15 protein-coding genes are annotated in these 15,902 nt (G+C 69.5%); 8 read left to right on the top strand and 7 right to left on the bottom strand.

The features are described 5' to 3' along the window. Window positions 1–30: 30 nt before the first annotated feature. Window positions 31–1,542 carry an exodeoxyribonuclease VII large subunit gene (gene xseA, locus DK26_RS02780; RefSeq protein ID WP_066468062.1) on the bottom strand — a complete coding sequence of 504 codons (1,512 nt, stop codon included), beginning with the start codon at window positions 1,540–1,542 and terminating at the stop codon, window positions 31–33. 93 nt (window positions 1,543–1,635) lie between these two features. Between xseA and purD the strand changes: the two genes are divergently transcribed. The 3 genes from purD (at window position 1,636) to DK26_RS02765 (ending at window position 4,763) form a co-directional block, all read left to right on the top strand. Beyond that, complete coding sequence (purD, locus tag DK26_RS02775) at window positions 1,636–2,916, top strand: phosphoribosylamine--glycine ligase (protein ID WP_066468056.1); 1,281 nt, start codon at window positions 1,636–1,638, stop codon at window positions 2,914–2,916. Between the two features lie 75 nt (window positions 2,917–2,991). Continuing rightward, window positions 2,992–3,906: an alpha/beta hydrolase gene (locus DK26_RS02770; protein ID WP_066468054.1), complete on the top strand. Its 915-nt coding sequence runs from the start codon at window positions 2,992–2,994 to the stop codon at window positions 3,904–3,906. Then, entirely contained in the window at window positions 3,903–4,763 is an 861-nt protein-coding gene (locus DK26_RS02765) for a patatin-like phospholipase family protein (RefSeq protein ID WP_066468052.1), read from the top strand. The genes DK26_RS02770 and DK26_RS02765 overlap by 4 nt, the downstream gene beginning before the upstream one ends. On the opposite strand, the gene DK26_RS02760 is transcribed toward DK26_RS02765, so the two are convergent. After that, window positions 4,723–5,469, bottom strand: coding sequence for a helix-turn-helix transcriptional regulator (locus DK26_RS02760; RefSeq protein WP_083532922.1), 747 nt, complete (start codon window positions 5,467–5,469; stop codon window positions 4,723–4,725). The genes DK26_RS02765 and DK26_RS02760 overlap by 41 nt on opposite strands. Before the next feature lie 154 nt (window positions 5,470–5,623). Between DK26_RS02760 and DK26_RS02755 the strand changes: the two genes are divergently transcribed. Further along, complete coding sequence (locus DK26_RS02755; RefSeq protein WP_066468049.1) at window positions 5,624–6,364, top strand: sulfite exporter TauE/SafE family protein; 741 nt, start codon at window positions 5,624–5,626, stop codon at window positions 6,362–6,364. A 19-nt stretch (window positions 6,365–6,383) separates the two neighbouring features. Here the strand turns inward: DK26_RS02755 and DK26_RS02750 are convergent, their stop codons facing one another. Genes DK26_RS02750 through DK26_RS02740 form a run of 3 tightly spaced genes read right to left on the bottom strand, consistent with a single transcriptional unit; the run spans window position 6,384 to window position 7,992 of the window. Then, window positions 6,384–6,989, bottom strand: a complete 606-nt coding sequence (locus DK26_RS02750) for an amino acid transporter (protein ID WP_066468048.1) — start codon at window positions 6,987–6,989, stop codon at window positions 6,384–6,386. A gap of 56 nt (window positions 6,990–7,045) precedes the next feature. Continuing rightward, entirely contained in the window at window positions 7,046–7,564 is a 519-nt protein-coding gene (locus DK26_RS02745) for an N-acetyltransferase (protein WP_066468047.1), read from the bottom strand. After that, window positions 7,564–7,992 (bottom strand): nucleoside deaminase, encoded by a 429-nt coding sequence (locus DK26_RS02740; protein ID WP_184231615.1) that lies wholly within the window; start codon window positions 7,990–7,992, stop codon window positions 7,564–7,566. The genes DK26_RS02745 and DK26_RS02740 overlap by 1 nt, the downstream gene beginning before the upstream one ends. 225 nt (window positions 7,993–8,217) lie before the next feature. Between DK26_RS02740 and DK26_RS02735 the strand changes: the two genes are divergently transcribed. The 4 genes from DK26_RS02735 to DK26_RS02720 all read left to right on the top strand — a co-directional run bounded on the left by DK26_RS02735 (window position 8,218) and on the right by DK26_RS02720 (window position 12,556). Further along, the gene (locus DK26_RS02735) at window positions 8,218–10,611 is read left to right on the top strand and encodes a pseudouridine synthase (protein ID WP_066468045.1); all 2,394 of its coding nucleotides are present in this window, start codon (window positions 8,218–8,220) and stop codon (window positions 10,609–10,611) included. A 72-nt stretch (window positions 10,612–10,683) separates the two neighbouring features. Then, window positions 10,684–11,244 carry a 16S rRNA (guanine(966)-N(2))-methyltransferase RsmD gene (gene rsmD, locus DK26_RS02730; RefSeq protein ID WP_066468043.1) on the top strand — a complete coding sequence of 187 codons (561 nt, stop codon included), beginning with the start codon at window positions 10,684–10,686 and terminating at the stop codon, window positions 11,242–11,244. Between the two features lie 377 nt (window positions 11,245–11,621). After that, entirely contained in the window at window positions 11,622–12,188 is a 567-nt protein-coding gene (locus DK26_RS02725; RefSeq protein ID WP_066468041.1) for a hypothetical protein, read from the top strand. Then, window positions 12,185–12,556, top strand: a complete 372-nt coding sequence (locus DK26_RS02720; protein WP_066468040.1) for a DUF2019 domain-containing protein — start codon at window positions 12,185–12,187, stop codon at window positions 12,554–12,556. Before DK26_RS02725 ends, DK26_RS02720 begins: the two co-directional genes overlap by 4 nt. A 14-nt stretch (window positions 12,557–12,570) precedes the next feature. Here DK26_RS02720 and mutL read toward each other — a convergent pair whose 3' ends face one another. Next, the gene (gene mutL / locus DK26_RS02715) at window positions 12,571–14,388 is read right to left on the bottom strand and encodes a DNA mismatch repair endonuclease MutL (protein WP_066468038.1); all 1,818 of its coding nucleotides are present in this window, start codon (window positions 14,386–14,388) and stop codon (window positions 12,571–12,573) included. Between the two features lie 165 nt (window positions 14,389–14,553). Beyond that, window positions 14,554–15,870: a glucose-6-phosphate isomerase gene (locus DK26_RS02710; RefSeq protein WP_066468036.1), complete on the bottom strand. Its 1,317-nt coding sequence runs from the start codon at window positions 15,868–15,870 to the stop codon at window positions 14,554–14,556. Between the last annotated feature and the right edge of the window lie 32 nt (window positions 15,871–15,902).

The raw sequence follows: 15,902 nt of genomic DNA, 5'->3' as shown, positions 1-15,902 counted from the left end.
CTGCCTGAACGGTAGCGCGGCGATACTATTTCAGAAGAGATCCCCCTGCCCGCCGGGAGCCGCGGTCTTCCGCGGCGCCGGACGCGGCGTCGCACCACCCGGGACGACGGCGCCGAAGCTGCCATCCGCGAGCGTGACCTGCAGGGCCATGCCCGGCCGCGCCGCCGCCGCCTGCCGCAGCAGCACGCCGTTCTCGTCGCGCACCAGCGCGTAGCCGCGCGCCAGCACAGCCTGCGGACCGAGCGAGGCGGCAAGCGACCAGAGGCCGCCCAGCCGATCGCGGCGGCGCTGGACGAGGCGCGCGAAGGCTGCCTGCGCCCGGGCGAAGACAGCCTCCAGCCGATCGTTGGCACGGGCGATGCGCTCGCGCTGCCGAAGCACGACATTACCGCGGGCAAGGACGAGCCGTCCGCCCAGGCTGTCGAGCTTCACCGCCAGCGTCGCCAGTCGCGCCGCTGGTGACTGTACGTGCAGGCGGCGATCAAGCTGGGCAAGCCGCTGTTCATAAGCGCGGGCGTTGCGCGCCAGCGCGGGACCAAGCCGCGCAGCTGCGAGATCGAGCCGCTGGCGCGGGCCGGCGAGCAGGTTCTCGGGCGTCGGCAAGGCACGGCCGAGCGCGCGCAGATCGCTGCGGCGGCGGTCGAACAGGCGCAAGGTCGCGCCCGCATGGCGGCGCGACAGGTCGGTGACCTGCGCCAGCAATTCGGCCCGCACCGGCACGACTTTTTCGGCCGCGCCGGTCGGCGTCGGCGCACGCAAATCGGCGGCGTGGTCGATCAGGGTCCAGTCTGTCTCGTGGCCGACGGCGGAGACCAGCGGGATCAGCGAGGCGGCGGCGGCACGCACCACCGCCTCCTCATTGAAGCCCATCAGATCCTCGAGCGAGCCGCCGCCGCGTGCGACAATGATCACGTCCGGGCGCGGGATGCGGCCCCCCTCCGGCAGCGCGTTGAAGCCGTTGATGGCGTTGGCGACCTCGGCGGCGCTGGTCTCGCCCTGGACACGCACCGGCCAGACCAGCACGCGACGCGGAAAGCGCTCCTCCAGCCGATGCAGGATGTCGCGGATGACGGCGCCGGTCGGCGAGGTGACGACGCCGATCGTCGCCGGCAGATAGGGGATGAACTGCTTGCGGCCTTCGTCGAACAGGCCCTCGGCGGCGAGCTTCTTGCGGCGCTCCTCGAGCAGCGCCATCAGCGCGCCGACGCCGGCCGGCTCCAGCGAATCGATGACGATCTGGTAGCTCGACTTGCCGGCGAAGGTGGTGATCTTGCCGGTGGCGATCACCTCCAGCCCCTCCTGGGGCCTGGTCTTCAGGCGGCCGAAGACACCCTTCCAGATCACCGCGTCGATCTTGGCGTTGACGTCCTTCAGCGAGAAATAGACATGGCCGGAAGAGACCGGACCGCGATAGCCCGAAATCTCGCCGCGCACGCGCACGAAGCCGAAAGCGTCCTCCAGCGTGCGCTTGAGCGCGCCGGAGAGGTCGGAGACCGACCATTCGGGGGCATTGCCGGCAGGCTGAGGCGATTCGTTGTCCATGGTGCGGACCTTACCGGCGCCCGCGCGATAGCTGAAGCGTTGCCCCGCCGGTCCGCGAGGGTTATTGCGCCCTGAGCAAGCGGAGACGGCGCAATGAACATCCTTCTGATCGGCTCGGGCGGACGCGAGCATGCCCTGGCCTGGGCGATCTCGGCCTCGCCGCTCTGCGACAAGCTCTTCATCGCGCCCGGCAATCCGGGCACGAGCGAATGCGGTGAGAACGTCGTGATCGACATCGCCGATCATGAGGCGGTCGCCAATTTCTGCAAGCTGCAAAGGATCGGCCTCGTCGTGGTCGGGCCGGAAGGTCCGCTGGTCGAGGGCATCGTCGACGATCTCGCGGCGGCCGGCATCAAGGCATTCGGCCCGTCGAAGGCGGCGGCCCAGCTCGAAGGCTCGAAGGCCTTCACGAAGGAACTCTGCGCCGAGTTCGGCATTCCGACCGCGAGCTTCGCCCGCTTCGACGATCCCGACGCCGCCCGAGCCTATGTGGCGAAGCATGGTGCGCCCTTGGTGATCAAGGCGGACGGGCTCGCCGCCGGCAAGGGCGTGGTGATGGCCGAGACGGTCGAGCAGGCCAATGACGCGATCGCGATGATGTTCTCCGGCGGGCTCGGCGCCGCCGGCGAGGAGATCGTCATCGAGGAATGGATGATCGGCGAAGAGGCGAGCTTCTTTGCGCTCTGCGACGGGCTGCATGCCCTGCCGCTCGCCTCGGCGCAGGACCATAAGCGCGCCTTCGACGGCGACACCGGGCCCAATACCGGCGGGATGGGCGCCTATTCGCCGGCCCCGGTGATGACGAAGGCGATGGAAGCGCGCGTCATGGCCGAGATCATCCAGCCGACGCTCGCCGGCATGACGCGGCGCGGCTCGCCCTTCAAGGGCGTGCTCTTCGCCGGGCTGATGATCACAGCCGAAGGGCCGAAGCTGATCGAATACAATGTCCGCTTCGGCGATCCCGAATGCGAGGTGCTGATGCCGCGCCTGAAGAGCGATATCGTACCCGCCCTGCTCGCCGCCTGCGACGGCGTGCTCGATGCTTTCGACCTGCGCTGGTCCGACGAGGCGGCACTGACCGTCGTGCTGGCGGCGAAGGGCTATCCCGGCACACCGGAGAAGGGCAGCGTCATCGCCGGCGTCGAGAAGGCGGCGGCGCAGGACGGCGTGCTGATCTTCCACGCCGGCACGCAGGACAAGGAAGACAAGCTCGTCGCCAATGGCGGACGCGTGCTCAACGTCGTCGCCCTAGGCAAGAACGTCAGCGAGGCGCAGGCGCGCGCTTATGCGGCTGTCGACCTGATCGACTGGCCGGGCGGCTTCTGCCGCCGCGACATCGGCTGGCAGGCGGTGAAGCGCGAGCGCGAAGGCTGACAGAACCGGGTACGCGGCCTAGATAGGCTGTGACGGCCGAATGCTCTCGGCTGCCGGGCCTGCGGAGGACGCGCCATGACCAATATCGACTCGCTCTTCCCCGGCTTCACCTCGCACTGGATCAACGGCCCGGTCGGCAAGATCTTCGTCCGCGTCGGCGGCGAAGGCCCGCCGCTGGTGCTGATCCACGGCTTCCCGCAGACCCATGCCGAATGGCACGCGATCGCGCCGGAACTGGCGAAGAGCCACACCGTGATCTGCCCGGACCTGCGCGGCTATGGCTGGTCGGCCGCCCCGCATGGCGATGGCGGCCAGCAGACCTACAGCAAGCGCGGGATGGGCGAGGACATCGTCGCTGTCATGGACGCGCTCGGCCATGTCCGCTGCGCGGTCGTCGGCCATGATCGCGGCGCGCGCGTCGCCTATCGCCTGGCGCTCGACCATCCCGGCCGGGTCGAGCGGCTCGCTTTGCTCGACATCCTGCCGACGCTCTCGATGTGGGAGGGCATGAACGCCGCGCGCGCCATGCAGGTCTATCACTGGACCTTCCTGGCGCAGCCCGAGCCGGTTCCGGAAAACCTGATCAAGGGCGATCCTGCCGGCTGGCTCGACCATACGATCGCGAGCTGGACGCGGGCCAAGGAGCTGAAAGCCTTCCATCCGCTGGCGCTCGCCTCCTATACGGAGTCGTTCAACGATCCCTCGCGCATCCACGCCGCCTGCGAGGATTACCGCGCCGGCGCCACCACCGATCTCGCCCAGGACAAGGCCGACCTTGCGGCCGGCAAGCGGATTCTCTGCCCGGTTCTGGCGCTGTGGGGCGATGGCGGCATTCCGGCCAAGGGCGCAAGCCCGCTCGAGATCTGGCGGCAGACCTTCGCGCCCCAGGCCGAGGGCCAGGCCATCGCCAGCGGCCACTTCCTGCCCGAGGAAAACCCGCAGGCGACCCTGGCTGCCCTGAAGCCGTTCCTGGCCCGGCCCGCGGCATGACCGCCTCGCCTTCTCCCGCCCCGGCGAGCCCGCCGGAGCTCGTCCTCGTGCTCGGCTCCGGCGGGGCGCGCGGGCTCAGCCATATTCCCGTACTCGAAGCGCTCGACGAGCTCGGGATCAGGCCCGCTTTGATCGCCGGCTCCTCGATGGGTGCGATCATCGGCGCCGCCTATGCCGCGGGTCTCGCCGGCGGCGAGTTGCGCGAGCATGTCGAGAAGACCTTCCGCGACCGCGCAAAGGTGGTCACCCGGCTGCTCGACGCCCGGGTCGGCAAGTTCGCCGATCTCTGGCGCGGCTTCGGCAATCCGGTACTGCTCGATGGCGAGCGCCTGCTCGACCTGTTCTGGCCAGAAAAGGTGCCGGACCGCTTCGAGGAGCTCGGCATCCCCTTCCTCTCGGTCGCGACCGATTACCACCTACATGAGGAGGTCGTGCTCGGTAATGGCCCGCTGACCCCAGCGGTCGCCGCATCGCTGGCGATCCCCGGGTTGATCCGGCCGGTGACGATCGGCGGGCGGGTGCTGATCGATGGCGGAGCGATCAATCCCCTGCCCTATGACCGGCTGCTCGCCCCGCATCGCATCGTGCTCGCCATCGATACCAGCGCCCCGGCCATGGTTAGCGACAGCCGCGTGCCAGAGCCGCTCGAAGCCCTCGTCGGCGTCTCGCAGATCCTGACCCGTGCCCTCGTCCAGCGCATGGTCGAGCGCCAGCCGCCCGACATCCTGATCCGCGCCGGCGGCGACGGCTTCGGCGCGCTCGACTTCTTCAAGACGCAGGCGATCCTCGACGCCGCCGCGCCGGTGAAGGAGGAGGTCAAGCGGAAGCTGTCGCAGGCGCTCGAACAACGGGCTTAGGCTGCTCCGGCGCATCGCAACGGAAGCCGGGCAGACCCGCCTCCAGCGCCTCTCGGCCCGTATCGGTCAGCTGCACGGCGCGGCTGTCCTTGATCCGCCGGACCCAGCCGGCCTCGAAGCAGCGACAGGCGAGCGCGGCCGCGAGCGAGCCGGCAAGATGCGGGCGGCGCTCGCTCCAGTCGAGGCAGGGCCGCAGCGGCGCGCGCCGGCTCTTCTGCGCGGCAGCGAGATCGATACCGAGCCCGGCGAAGATCGCGACGCCGGAACGGGTCAGGCCATAGCCGCCTTCCGAAACCGAGAGATGCCCGCCCTCGACCAGCGCATCATGGATGGCGATGCCGAGCCGGCCGGCGAAATGGTCATAGCAGGTACGTGCCTCGGCGAGATCGGCCCCGACGCGCGAAGGCAGGCGCCGGCTGGTCGGCTGGCCACTGGAGAGCACCATCAACCCCTCCAGGGTTGCGGCGACATCCGGCCCGGCGAGACGGTAATAGCGGTGGCGCCCCTGCACGGCGACGCCGAGCAATCCGCCCTGCAGCAGCTTGGCAAGATGGCCGCTCGCCGTCTGCGGCGCGACGCCTGCAAGGAAGGCGAGTTCCTTGGCGGTGAGCGCACGGCCATCCATCAGCGCGTGCAGCATGTTGGCGCGCGCGGGATCGCCGATTAGATGCGCGATCTCGGCGAGATAAGGTCCGTTCATGGCCATGGCCGAGCCTCCAATTGCTCGCACATCATCACCCGCACGGCACAGCAGGCAAGCAGCGACACTACGGCCACGACCGTAGTGTCGGGGCGCGACAGCGAGCCGCCGGACTGCCACAAGCGGTCAATGGCAACCGACTGACAGGCCCGGCCGCATCATGGACCAGACGACGCTGTTTCTCTTCATCGCCGCGACCTTCGTGGTCGCCGGCTTCGTCAAGGGCGTGATCGGGCTCGGCCTGCCGACTATCGCGGTCGGCATTCTCGGCGTGGTGATGGCGCCGGCGCAGGCGGCGGCGCTGCTGGTGATCCCCAATCTGGTGACCAATAGCTGGCAGCTCTCCGGCCCGAAATTCAAGGCGATCGCGCTTCGGCTCTGGCCGATGTTGGCCGGCACCTGCCTCGGCACATGGGCGGGGGCCGGCCTGCTGGAAAAGGCCAAGGACGGCTCGGCGACGCTCTGGCTCGGCATCGCGCTCGTCCTCTATGCGTTGGTCGGGCTAAAGGCCGCGAAGCTGCGCGTGCCGGCCGCTCACGAAGGCTGGCTCGGACCGGTCGTCGGCGTGCTGACGGGCGTCTCCACAGCAGCGACCGGCGTCTTCGTGCTCCCGGCGGTGCCCTATCTACAGGCGCTCGGCTTCGAGAAGGAGGAGCTGGTGCAGGCGCTGGGCCTCTCCTTCATCGTCTCGACGGTCGCACTCGCCTTCGGGCTCGTCGGCGCCGGCGCGCTCGACTGGACCATCGCCGGCGCCTCGCTGCTGGCGCTGCTGCCGGCGCTGGCTGGCATGGGCGTCGGTCAGGCGATCCGGCAGCGCATCTCGGCCGCGACCTTCAAGCTCTGCTTCTTCGCCGGGCTGCTGGCGCTGGGATGCTATCTGGTGCTGCGGACGATGGGCTGAAGCCCGTGAAAGCCATGGCCTACAGCATTCCGATCCAGTCATGGCCGGGATACGTCGCTGCGAGGCTCTTCTTCAGCCAGGACCGCTCGCGCGCCGGCAGCTTCGGTAATGCGTTCTGGAAGTCGGCTTCGTCCTTTGGCCTGCGATGCTTCGCCTTGAACAGCAGTACGCCCGCAGGTTTCAGGTAAGGCACGCCGTCGACCGTGGTCTCGACCATCTCGGCGCGTGAACGAACGAGGCCGGGATCGCGCTTGTAGGCCCAGATTTCCGGCGTCCCCGGCTCGATCATCATGTCGGCGCGCCAGCTCTGCGCGACCACATCCTGGCACCAGACCTGCCAGATCGAGACCGCCGGCTCCTGATGGTCGGGCAGGTACGCAACGATGCCGCTATCAGCCGTATAGAACGCCATGCCGCGCAGAGCCTGTCGGAACCTGCGGAAGTCGCCGCGCAGGATCGTGAATTCGAGATCCTCATGCTCGCGGGTCTGATATCCCAGCCAGAGATCCAGCGCCCAGCCGCCGACAACGCACCAGGGCAGCGAGACATCTGCCAGCCGGCGTGCCAGCTCGGACGGATGCCAGGCATCCCATGCCTCCTGATCCGGCTCTTCCCCCGAATTCATCGAAGCATCCTGCAGGGCGGCCCGCCCGGTCGAAAAGACATCCCGAGACGCACCTCTCACAACCCGAAGGCCGGCGGATAGGCCACGGTTCCCGCTTGCCCCGCCAGCGCTCCCGGCACAAGTTCAAGCGCCATGAAGGCCTCGCCTGAGAAGGGCGCAGCCAGCTTGCGCGCCAACGCCGCTGAGAAGCCGAAGCGCGGATAGTAGTCGGGATGGCCGAGGACAATCACCGCCGCGTATCCGAGGCGGCGCGCCTCGTTCAAGGCCGCCTCGATGAGGCGCCCGCCGATGCCCTTGCCTTGCCGGCCGGGCAGGACGGCCATCGGTGCCAGGGCCAGCGCGCTGACCGGGCGACCGTCCATGGTCGTGGGCAACGCGCTCAACAGGATATGGCCGATGATCGCCCCGGCCCGAACTGCGACCAGTTCGACGGCGACGAGATCGTCGCCCCGCAGGCGCTGAATGATGCCGACCTCCTCATCACTGCCGAAGGCGGCGCGGTTGAGCGCGGCGATGGCGTCATGGTCGGCAGCCGTCGCAGCGCGGATGTCGACCGCCTCGCCACCCCCCGGCATCAACGTCGCTCCTTGAAGAAATCGCGCAGCAGGGCCGCGGCCTCGCTTTCGCTCAGCCCGCCATAGACCTCTGGTGCATGGTGGCAGGTCGGGCTGGCATAAAGCCGGACGCCACTCTCGACCGCGCCGCCCTTGGGATCATAGGCGCCGAAATAGAGCCGGCGGAGACGGGCGAAGGAGATCGCCGCCGCGCACATCGGGCAGGGTTCGAGCGTGACGTAGAGGTCGCAATCGATCAGCCGCTCGGAGCCGATCACCTGGCAGGCGATGCGGATCGCCAGCATCTCGGCATGGGCGCTCGGATCCTTCAGCTCCAGCGTACGGTTGCCGGCGCTGGCGAGCACCTTTCCATCCCGCACGACGACCGCACCCACCGGAACCTCGCCGCGCAGGGCCGCGGCGCGCGCCTGCGCCATCGCAAGCGCCATCGGCGCGGCGGACGTCCCAGCGTCGGGCGTCTCGGACATGGGCGTCTGGGACATGGGCTCGATGCGCCCTGCGTCGACAGATGTCATCGAACCCTCATCATTGCCGCTCGCGGCGCGCCGCCGGCCCTGCTACAAGCGCCGGCTACGACCAATTTGGAGACGGCTTGCCTCGCGGCCCCTGCGAACCCCATCGCGGCCGACGACGAGACTGCTCTTGGAGCCATTATGAGCGACGACAACAACCAGAAAAACCGCGGCCCGCGCAAGGGCGGAAGCGGTGGCCACGGCGGTGGACGCGATGGCGGCCCGCGCGGCGGCAGGCCTCAAGGCCGCGGCGCGGGCAAGCCGCCCTTCCGTTCGCGCGAAGGCGATGAGCGCCCGCGGCGCGCTCCCGCCGAAGGTGCCGAGCGTCGCTTCGAGGGCGAACGCCCGGCCAAGCGCTTCGAGAAAAAGCCCTTCGAGAAGAAGCCGTTCCGCGAGCGCCCGAGCGGCGAGCGCCCGGCCCGCGAGGGCGGCGAGCGCCCCTTCCGCGAGCGCAGCGGCGAGGAGCGCTTCTCCAGCCGTCCGCCGCGTGAGGGCGACAGGCCCCGCGGCGACAGGCCGGCTCGTTTCGAGCGGCCCGGCCGCGATGCCGGATCACGCCCGCCCCGCGAAGGCGGCGAGCGGCCGTTCCGCGAGCGCGGTAGCGAGGACCGCTTCGCGAACCGGCCACCCCGCGAGGGCGACAGGCCGCGCAGCGAAAGACCCACCCGCTTCGAGCGCCCCGACCGCGACGGCGCGCCGCGCCCGCCCCGCGAAGGTGGCGAGCGGCCTCGCGGCGAAAGGCCGGCAGGCAAGAGCTTCGGCGAACGGAGCTTTGGCGAGAAGCGCTTCGGCGGCAAGCCGGGCGAAGGCAGGGGCGGCGAGGGCCGCAGCTTCGGCGGACCGCGCTCCGGCGGCAAGCGCTTCGATGCGCCGCGGGGCAGCAACCCGACCCATAGCCGGCCCGACCGGGCCCATCGCAGCGCCGCCGCGATTGCCGAGGCAGTCGGCCCGACCATTCTTCCGTCGCTTCTGGAGCCCGAGCGCATCGCCAAGGTGATGGCGCGCGCCGGAGTCGCCTCGCGCCGCGATTGCGAGGCGATCATCGCCGAGGGCCGCGTCACGGTGAACGGCCAGGTGATCGAGAGCCCGGCGCTGGATGTCAGCCCTTCCGATGTCGTGCTGATCGACGGCGAGCCCTTGCCGGCACGCGAACGCACCCGGGTCTGGCTCTACCACAAGCCGCGTGGGCTGGTGACGACGAACCATGATCCCGAAGGGCGACCGACGGTGTTCGACGCGCTGCCGGAGGATTTGCCGCGCGTGCTCTCGATCGGCCGGCTCGACATCAACACCGAAGGGCTGCTGCTGCTGACCAATGATGGCGGCCTCGCGCGGATGCTGGAGCTGCCCGAGACCGGCTGGCTCAGGCGCTACCGCGTGCGTGCCTTCGGCCATGTCACGCAGGAGCGGCTCGACACGCTGAAGGACGGCGTCACCATCGACGGCGTCAATTACGGCCCGGTCACCGCCCGCTTCGAGCGCGAGCAGGGCGCCAACACCTGGCTGATCGTCGATCTGCGCGAGGGCAAGAACCGCGAGGTCAAGAACCTGCTCGAGCATATCGGCCTGCAGGTGAACCGGCTGATCCGGATCTCCTTCGGCCCGTTCCAGCTCGGCGACCTGCCGGAGGGCGAGGCCGACGAAATCCGCTCCAAGGTACTGAAGGACCAGCTCGGCACCGAGCTGATGGCCAAGGCCGGCGTCGATTTCGAGGCGCCGCGCCGCGACGAACTGCCGGCGGGCGAGCGCCCTGCCCGCCCCCGGGCTCCAGCCGGCGACGACCGGCCGCGCCGGCGCCCGCGCGAGGACGCCGACGGCATGCCTTTCGTCCAGCGCACGCCCTCGCAGGACGACCGTAGCGACAAGCCGTGGAAGCGCACCGTCTGGCGCGACGAGGACGCCGAGCCGCAGCGCGAGCGCCGCGCCGCGCCGCGCCGGGGCGCCGACCCAAAGGAGGAGCGCCAGGCCCGCGAGGCGAGCGGTAAGGTGGTGCGCGTGCGCGACAAGGCGATCGAGGATCCGAGCGGCCGGCGGGTCAAGGTCGAGCGCGTCCGCGCCGCCGCCCCCGCGGAAGAGCCGCGCGAAGCCGGCCTGAAGCCGCGCGCGCCGCGCGGCGAGCGTCCGTCGCGGGCACCGCAGGAGGCGTTCGGCCCTGATCGCAGCGGCGAATCCCCCTGGAAGAGCAGCGGCGACTGGGCCGAGGGTCCGCCGCGCGGCAAGCGCCCGCCGCGCGCGGGCGGTGATGAGGCGACCTCCGAACGCCCGTTCCGCGAAAGACCCGCGGGCGACAAGCCGGCGGGCCGCAAATCCTTCGGCGGCAAGCCCTTTGGTGAAAGGTCCGGCGGGGGAAAATCGTTCGGCGAGAGGTCCGGCGGTGGCAAGCCGTTCGGCGGCAAGTCTTTCGGTGACAGGCCCGCAGGCGACAGGCCGGGCGGCCGCGGCCCCCGCCCCGGCGGCGGCAAGCCGGGTGGCAAGGGCGGCCCGCGCTCGGGACCGCCGCGTTCAGGCGGCGGCGGGCGCGACCGCCGTGGCTGAGGCAGGCATGATGCCGAAAAGCGGAAACCGGCTCTCGGGTGAGATCATGCCCGCCCGAGACGAGACGAACTGATGCGGATCGTCGGCGGCCGCTTCGGCGGGCGACCTCTCGCCAGCCCGAAGCCGGGTATCGGCGCGATCCGCCCGACCTCGGACCGGTTGCGGGAATCGCTCTTCAACGTGCTGGCGCATGGCTATGACGACGCCGTCGCCGGAGCGCGGGTGGTCGACCTGTTCGCGGGCACCGGCGCGATGGCCTTCGAGGCGCTGTCGCGTGGCGCCGCCTTCGCGCTCCTGGTCGATGACGGCGCCGAGGCGCGCGGCCTGATCCGCGAGAACCAGATGAATTTCGGGCTCGCCGGAGTCAGCCGGATCTTCCGGCGCGACGCGACGAAGCTCGGGCCGATCAGCGCAATGGCGCCCTTCGACCTCGTCTTCTGCGACCCGCCCTATCGCAAGGGGCTGGGCGAGAGGGCCCTCGCCTCGGCGCGCGAAGGCGGCTGGCTGGCGAAGGACGCACTTGTTCTGTTCGAGGAAGCGTCTGGTGCGGAATTCGCCCTCCACGAGGGCTTCGAGGAGCTCGACCGCCGCGACTATGGCGAGACGCAGGTGCGGTTCTTGCGGGTGGTGTGAAGACATCAAGGGGGCGCTACGTCCCCGGACCGGTGGCGAAGCCGCGTAGCTCCGGGACGAGCTGTGGTCGTCAGTCAGCCTCGCAATATCCACCGCCCTGAAGAAGCGTCGCTGACAAGCCGCGCGCGGGGATAGTCCGGGAGCTTATACCCGTCGTGATCTTCGCGCTTAATCTCCGTGTCCGTCGCGGAGATGCGCACGGATGCTTCCCAAACACCCTTCTTCCCAACCAGGACGCGCAACGCGGCTGAACGCGCCCGCTCTGACCTGCCACTTGGCGGGCCAGCGCATGATGGCGGCCTTCGCCCGCTTCCAGGCACTTGCCGAGAAGGCTGGCTTCAACCCCGACCAGCCGCGCGTACCGGCCGGAAATCCCGATGGTAGCCAATGGGCGGGCAGCGATGGAGCGGCCGGCAGCCGCCGGCATCGGCGACAATGGCGGGCCTTCGCTTGACCCACCCGAGCCTCCGAAGGAGCCATCGCAGGACAAGCCCTCGCGCACGCAGGCCGCCAAGGCGCTGGCGAAGCAGTTGGCGCTCCAGGCTCTACGCCGAGCCGGTCCTGTCGGGGTAGCGGTCCTGGCGATCGAAGCGGGGCACTGGCTCTACTCCGAGTCCCCTTCGATCAGATCCTATCAGGACGAGCCGAAGACGTTCGCCGAACTGCAGCAGCATGCAAGCAAAAGGCGACCGGGGTATGAGGACCACCACATAGTCGAGCGAGGCGCCGGCGGGCGCGAAGGATTCTCACGCGCGCAAATCGACGGCGCGGACAATGTCGTCAGCGTGCCCAAATACAGGCATCATGAGATTACGGGATGTTATGCGAAGAAAAATCCGCAGTTCGGTGGTCTTTCGCCGCGCCAGTATCTGCAAGATCGAAGCTGGGCTGAGCAGGTCCAGATAGGTCATTATGCACTGAGACGATTTGGAGTGCTGAAATGAAGTCCTCCCTCCTGGTCAAGCTCTCCACAGCGGAACTCAAGGCTCTCTTCGAGAAGCTGTGCATCGAGCAGTACGACGCTTTGGAGCGTAATGAAATCGCGATCTTCAACCGTCGATATGACAAAATCCAGGCCATCCAGGACGAGTTGAAATCACGCCCCGGGGACCAACGTCGAGTTCTCATGCAGTTATTCGGCCACTCTAACATGCAAGCGCGCCTTACGGCCGCTCATGCCACGCTTACGATCGACTATCTGGCCGCCCGTCGCGAGCTTCGGGCTATTGCCGACTCGAAATGGTATCCACAGGCAGCAGATGCCGGAATGGCGCTCGATAGCCTCGACAGCGGGTTCTACAAGCCGACCTAGCGTGGTCGTCGCCCCTACCTTCGCCCAAACAACTTCTCGATATCGGCGAGCTTGAGCTCGACATAGGTCGGGCGGCCGTGATTGCACTGGCCGGAATTCGGCGTCGCCTCCATTTCGCGCAGCAGCGCGTCCATCTCCTCCGGCCGCAGGCGGCGCCCTGCCCTGACCGAGTTGTGGCAGGCCATGGTCGCCAGCACATGGTCGAGCCGGCGCTCCAGCGAGCCGGCATCGCCATGCTCGGCCAGCGCGTCGGCGACGTCGCGGACGACGCCCTGGAGATTGCCGCCGGCGATGGCGGCGGGCGCCTCGCGCACCAGCACGGCGCCGGGGCCGAAACTCTCGATGACGAGGCCGAGCGAGGCAAGATCGGGCGCCGCCGCGTTCAGCCGGTCGGCATCGACCGGATCGAGCTCGACCACCTCGGGCAGCAACAGGGGCTGGCGAGCGATGCCGCTCTTCTCGCGCTCGGCCTTGAGGCGCTCATAGACCAGCCGCTCATGTGCGGCGTGCTGGTCGACGATGACCATGCCGTCGCGCGTCTGGGCGATGAGATAGGTACCGTGCACCTGGGCGCGGGCGGCGCCGAGCGGCCGGTCGAGCGCATCCTGCGCCGGCTCGGCGAGATGCGCGCGGGCATCGGCCGAGGGCATGGCGAAATCGGAAAAGCCCGACTGGAGCGGCTCCGCCCGTGCGGCCGGCTCGGGCATGCGCCAGTCTGCGACACTGCCGAAGTTCGGCCGCTGGATAGAACCAGCACCGCCGCCTGAGCCGCCGCCCGAGAAGACGGCGCGGAAGGCTTCGAGGGTGCGGGCGCCACCGGTCGAGGTGGCGCGGTGGCCGGCGCTCGCCAGCGTCGCCTTGAGGCTGGAGACAACGAGGCCGCGCACCAGGGCGGGATCGCGGAAGCGCACCTCGCTCTTCGCCGGATGGACGTTGACGTCGACGGCGGCGGGGTCGCAGAGCACGTCGAGATAGAGCACCGGGTGCCGGTCCGAGGGCACGACGTCGGCATAGGCGCCGCGCACCGCCGAAAGCAGCAGCTTGTCGCGCACCGGGCGCCCGTTCACCGCCATGTGGACGCCGGCCGAGGTGCCGCGATGAAAGGTCGGCAGGCCGGCGAAGCCCGAAAGCCTGACGCCCTCGCGCTCGGCCTCGACAGGCAGCGCATTCTCCGGGAAGTCGCGCCCGAGCGCCCGGCCGAGACGGCGCAGGCGCCCTTCCGCGCCGATCGGCTCCGTCGGCCAGTCGAAGGCGCTGACATGCTCGCCCTCGAGCGAGAAGCGCACTTCGGGATGGGCGATGGCGAGGCGGCGCAGCATGTCGGAGACGGCCTGCGCCTCCGCCCGGTCGCTCTTCAGGAACTTCAGCCGCGCCGGGGTGAAGATGAAGAGGTCGCTGACCTCGATCCGGGTGCCGAGGGCTGCTGCCGCCGGCCGCACCGGCCCCTTGACGCCGGCCTCGACCACCAAGGCTACGCCCTGCGCCGCCTCGCGCCGGCGCGTCGTGATCGAGAGCCGTGCCACCGAGCCGATCGAGGGCAGGGCCTCGCCACGGAAGCCGAGCGAGCGGATGGCGAACAGGTCGCCATCGGGGAGCTTCGAGGTGGCGTGGCGCTCGACCGACAGCGCGAGGTCTTCCGGCGTCATGCCGGCGCCGTCGTCGACGACGCGGATCAGTTCGCGCCCGCCAGCGGCGATGGTGACCGCGATCGAGCGGGCACCGGCATCGAGGGCGTTCTCGACCAGCTCCTTCGCGGCGGCCGCCGGCCGCTCGATCACCTCGCCTGCGGCGATGCGGTCGACGAGGACAGGGTCGAGGCGGCGGACGGTCATGGTGCCACCGTCATTCCGGGATGGCGCGAAGCGGCAGGCCCGGAACCCACGAACACGACAGAAAAGCGCGATACGCCGACATCAAGAACCATGACAGACCTGTGTTCATGGGTTCCGGGCTCGCACCTGCGGCGCGCCCCGAAACGACGGCGCGCCGCAAATCGCTCAGCCGCGCCCTTCGGCAAGATAGCGCTTGGCGAGGATCTTCGCTTCCTCAACCGCCGGCTGGTCGAAGGGATCGACACCCATGGCGTAGCCGGTGAGGATGGTTTCCAGCATGAAGTGCATCAGAATCTCGCCATGGCTGGCCTCGTCGACCACGTCGACATGGAGCTTGCGCACCGCCCTGCCGTTCTTGGCGAAGGTGTCGATCATGGCAAGGCCCTGCGCCGCGACGAGGTCGCCGATCGTCTTATCCGCGAAGTCACCTTCGCCGATCTGCTTTGCCAGCGCGGCGTCGATCGCCGGGCCCTTGCCCTTGTTGGCGACGGTCAAAACGGTGAAGAGCCTGTCCTTGGGACCGGCGAGATAGAGCTGCTGCTGCGAATGCTGGTCGACCGGGCCGAGCGCCCCGACCGGCTGGGTGCCCTGCCCGTCCTTGCCGAGGCTCTCGGCCCAGAGCTGCATCCACCAGCGGGTCAGCAGAGCGAGCTTGTCGGCATAGGGCATCAGCACCGCGATGTTCTTGCCAGTGCGCATTGCTGCGAGGTTGATGGCGGCGCCGAGCGCGGCCGGGGTCTCCTTGACGCCCTTGCCGGCGAGAACCGGGGCAAGCGCCTTGGCGGCGCCCTGGCGCAGCGCGACGATGTCGAGGCCAAGCACCGCCGCCGGCAACAGGCCGCAATTTGTCAGCACCGAGTAGCGCCCGCCAACGCCAGTGTGGTGCTCAAGGAAGGGCACGCCGAACGGCTCGAGCAGCGCCCGCAGCGCGTGCAGCTTACCGGGCTTGGCCGGTTCTGACAGGCCCTGGAAATGCCAGCCGATCCTGTCCTCGGCGATGCCGGCGCCGCGCAGCGCGGTGATCGCGGCAATGGTCTGCAGCAGGGTCTCGCCGGTGCCGCCCGATTTCGAGATCGAGACGAATTTCGTCGTCTTCAGCGGCAGCGTCTTCAGCAGCGCCGCGAAGGTCAGCGGGTCGAGATTGTCGATGAAATGGACACGCGGCTCCGGCAGGAAGGCCGAGAGCCCGGCCGTGCCGTAGCCGGTGAGCTGCGCCAGGGTCTGGCCGCCGAGGCTGGAGCCGCCGGTGCCGAGCACGAGCACGTCGCTGGCGCCCTCACGCAGGCGCTCGGCGGCGGAACGCACAGGCTCGAGATCGGCAGTCTCGGCGGGAAGGCCGAGCAGCGGCAGGGTCTTGGCCTCGCCGGCGAGCCGGGCCAGAGCCGGAGCGAGATCGGCGACAGCCTGGTCGAAGGCTGCGTCGGGAATGCCGCCCTCGCCGACACCGGAGACGAGCGCGAGATCGAGGCTTTGCTGGAGCATGGATCGGATCCGGAAGGCTTGAGGAAGGAAGG

Source organism: Allobosea sp. WAO (assembly GCF_001509835.1).
In the GTDB taxonomy this organism is placed as follows: Bacteria; Pseudomonadota; Alphaproteobacteria; order Rhizobiales; family Beijerinckiaceae; genus Allobosea.
This window is presented reverse-complemented; position numbering and strand designations above follow the sequence as displayed.

Coding starts and splice junctions, on each gene's coding strand:
- DK26_RS02755 (WP_066468049.1), top strand. CDS start 5,624: ATGGACCAGACGACGCTGTTTCTCTTCATCGCCGCGACCTTCGTGGTC.
- rsmD (WP_066468043.1), top strand. CDS start 10,684: ATGCGGATCGTCGGCGGCCGCTTCGGCGGGCGACCTCTCGCCAGCCCG.
- DK26_RS02770 (WP_066468054.1), top strand. CDS start 2,992: ATGACCAATATCGACTCGCTCTTCCCCGGCTTCACCTCGCACTGGATC.
- DK26_RS02725 (WP_066468041.1), top strand. CDS start 11,622: ATGGTAGCCAATGGGCGGGCAGCGATGGAGCGGCCGGCAGCCGCCGGC.
- DK26_RS02740 (WP_184231615.1), bottom strand. CDS start 7,992: ATGGCGCTTGCGATGGCGCAGGCGCGCGCCGCGGCCCTGCGCGGCGAG.
- DK26_RS02765 (WP_066468052.1), top strand. CDS start 3,903: ATGACCGCCTCGCCTTCTCCCGCCCCGGCGAGCCCGCCGGAGCTCGTC.
- DK26_RS02745 (WP_066468047.1), bottom strand. CDS start 7,564: ATGCCGGGGGGTGGCGAGGCGGTCGACATCCGCGCTGCGACGGCTGCC.
- DK26_RS02735 (WP_066468045.1), top strand. CDS start 8,218: ATGAGCGACGACAACAACCAGAAAAACCGCGGCCCGCGCAAGGGCGGA.
- mutL (WP_066468038.1), bottom strand. CDS start 14,388: ATGACCGTCCGCCGCCTCGACCCTGTCCTCGTCGACCGCATCGCCGCA.
- DK26_RS02750 (WP_066468048.1), bottom strand. CDS start 6,989: ATGAATTCGGGGGAAGAGCCGGATCAGGAGGCATGGGATGCCTGGCAT.
- xseA (WP_066468062.1), bottom strand. CDS start 1,542: ATGGACAACGAATCGCCTCAGCCTGCCGGCAATGCCCCCGAATGGTCG.
- DK26_RS02710 (WP_066468036.1), bottom strand. CDS start 15,870: ATGCTCCAGCAAAGCCTCGATCTCGCGCTCGTCTCCGGTGTCGGCGAG.
- DK26_RS02760 (WP_083532922.1), bottom strand. CDS start 5,469: ATGGCCATGAACGGACCTTATCTCGCCGAGATCGCGCATCTAATCGGC.
- DK26_RS02720 (WP_066468040.1), top strand. CDS start 12,185: ATGAAGTCCTCCCTCCTGGTCAAGCTCTCCACAGCGGAACTCAAGGCT.
- purD (WP_066468056.1), top strand. CDS start 1,636: ATGAACATCCTTCTGATCGGCTCGGGCGGACGCGAGCATGCCCTGGCC.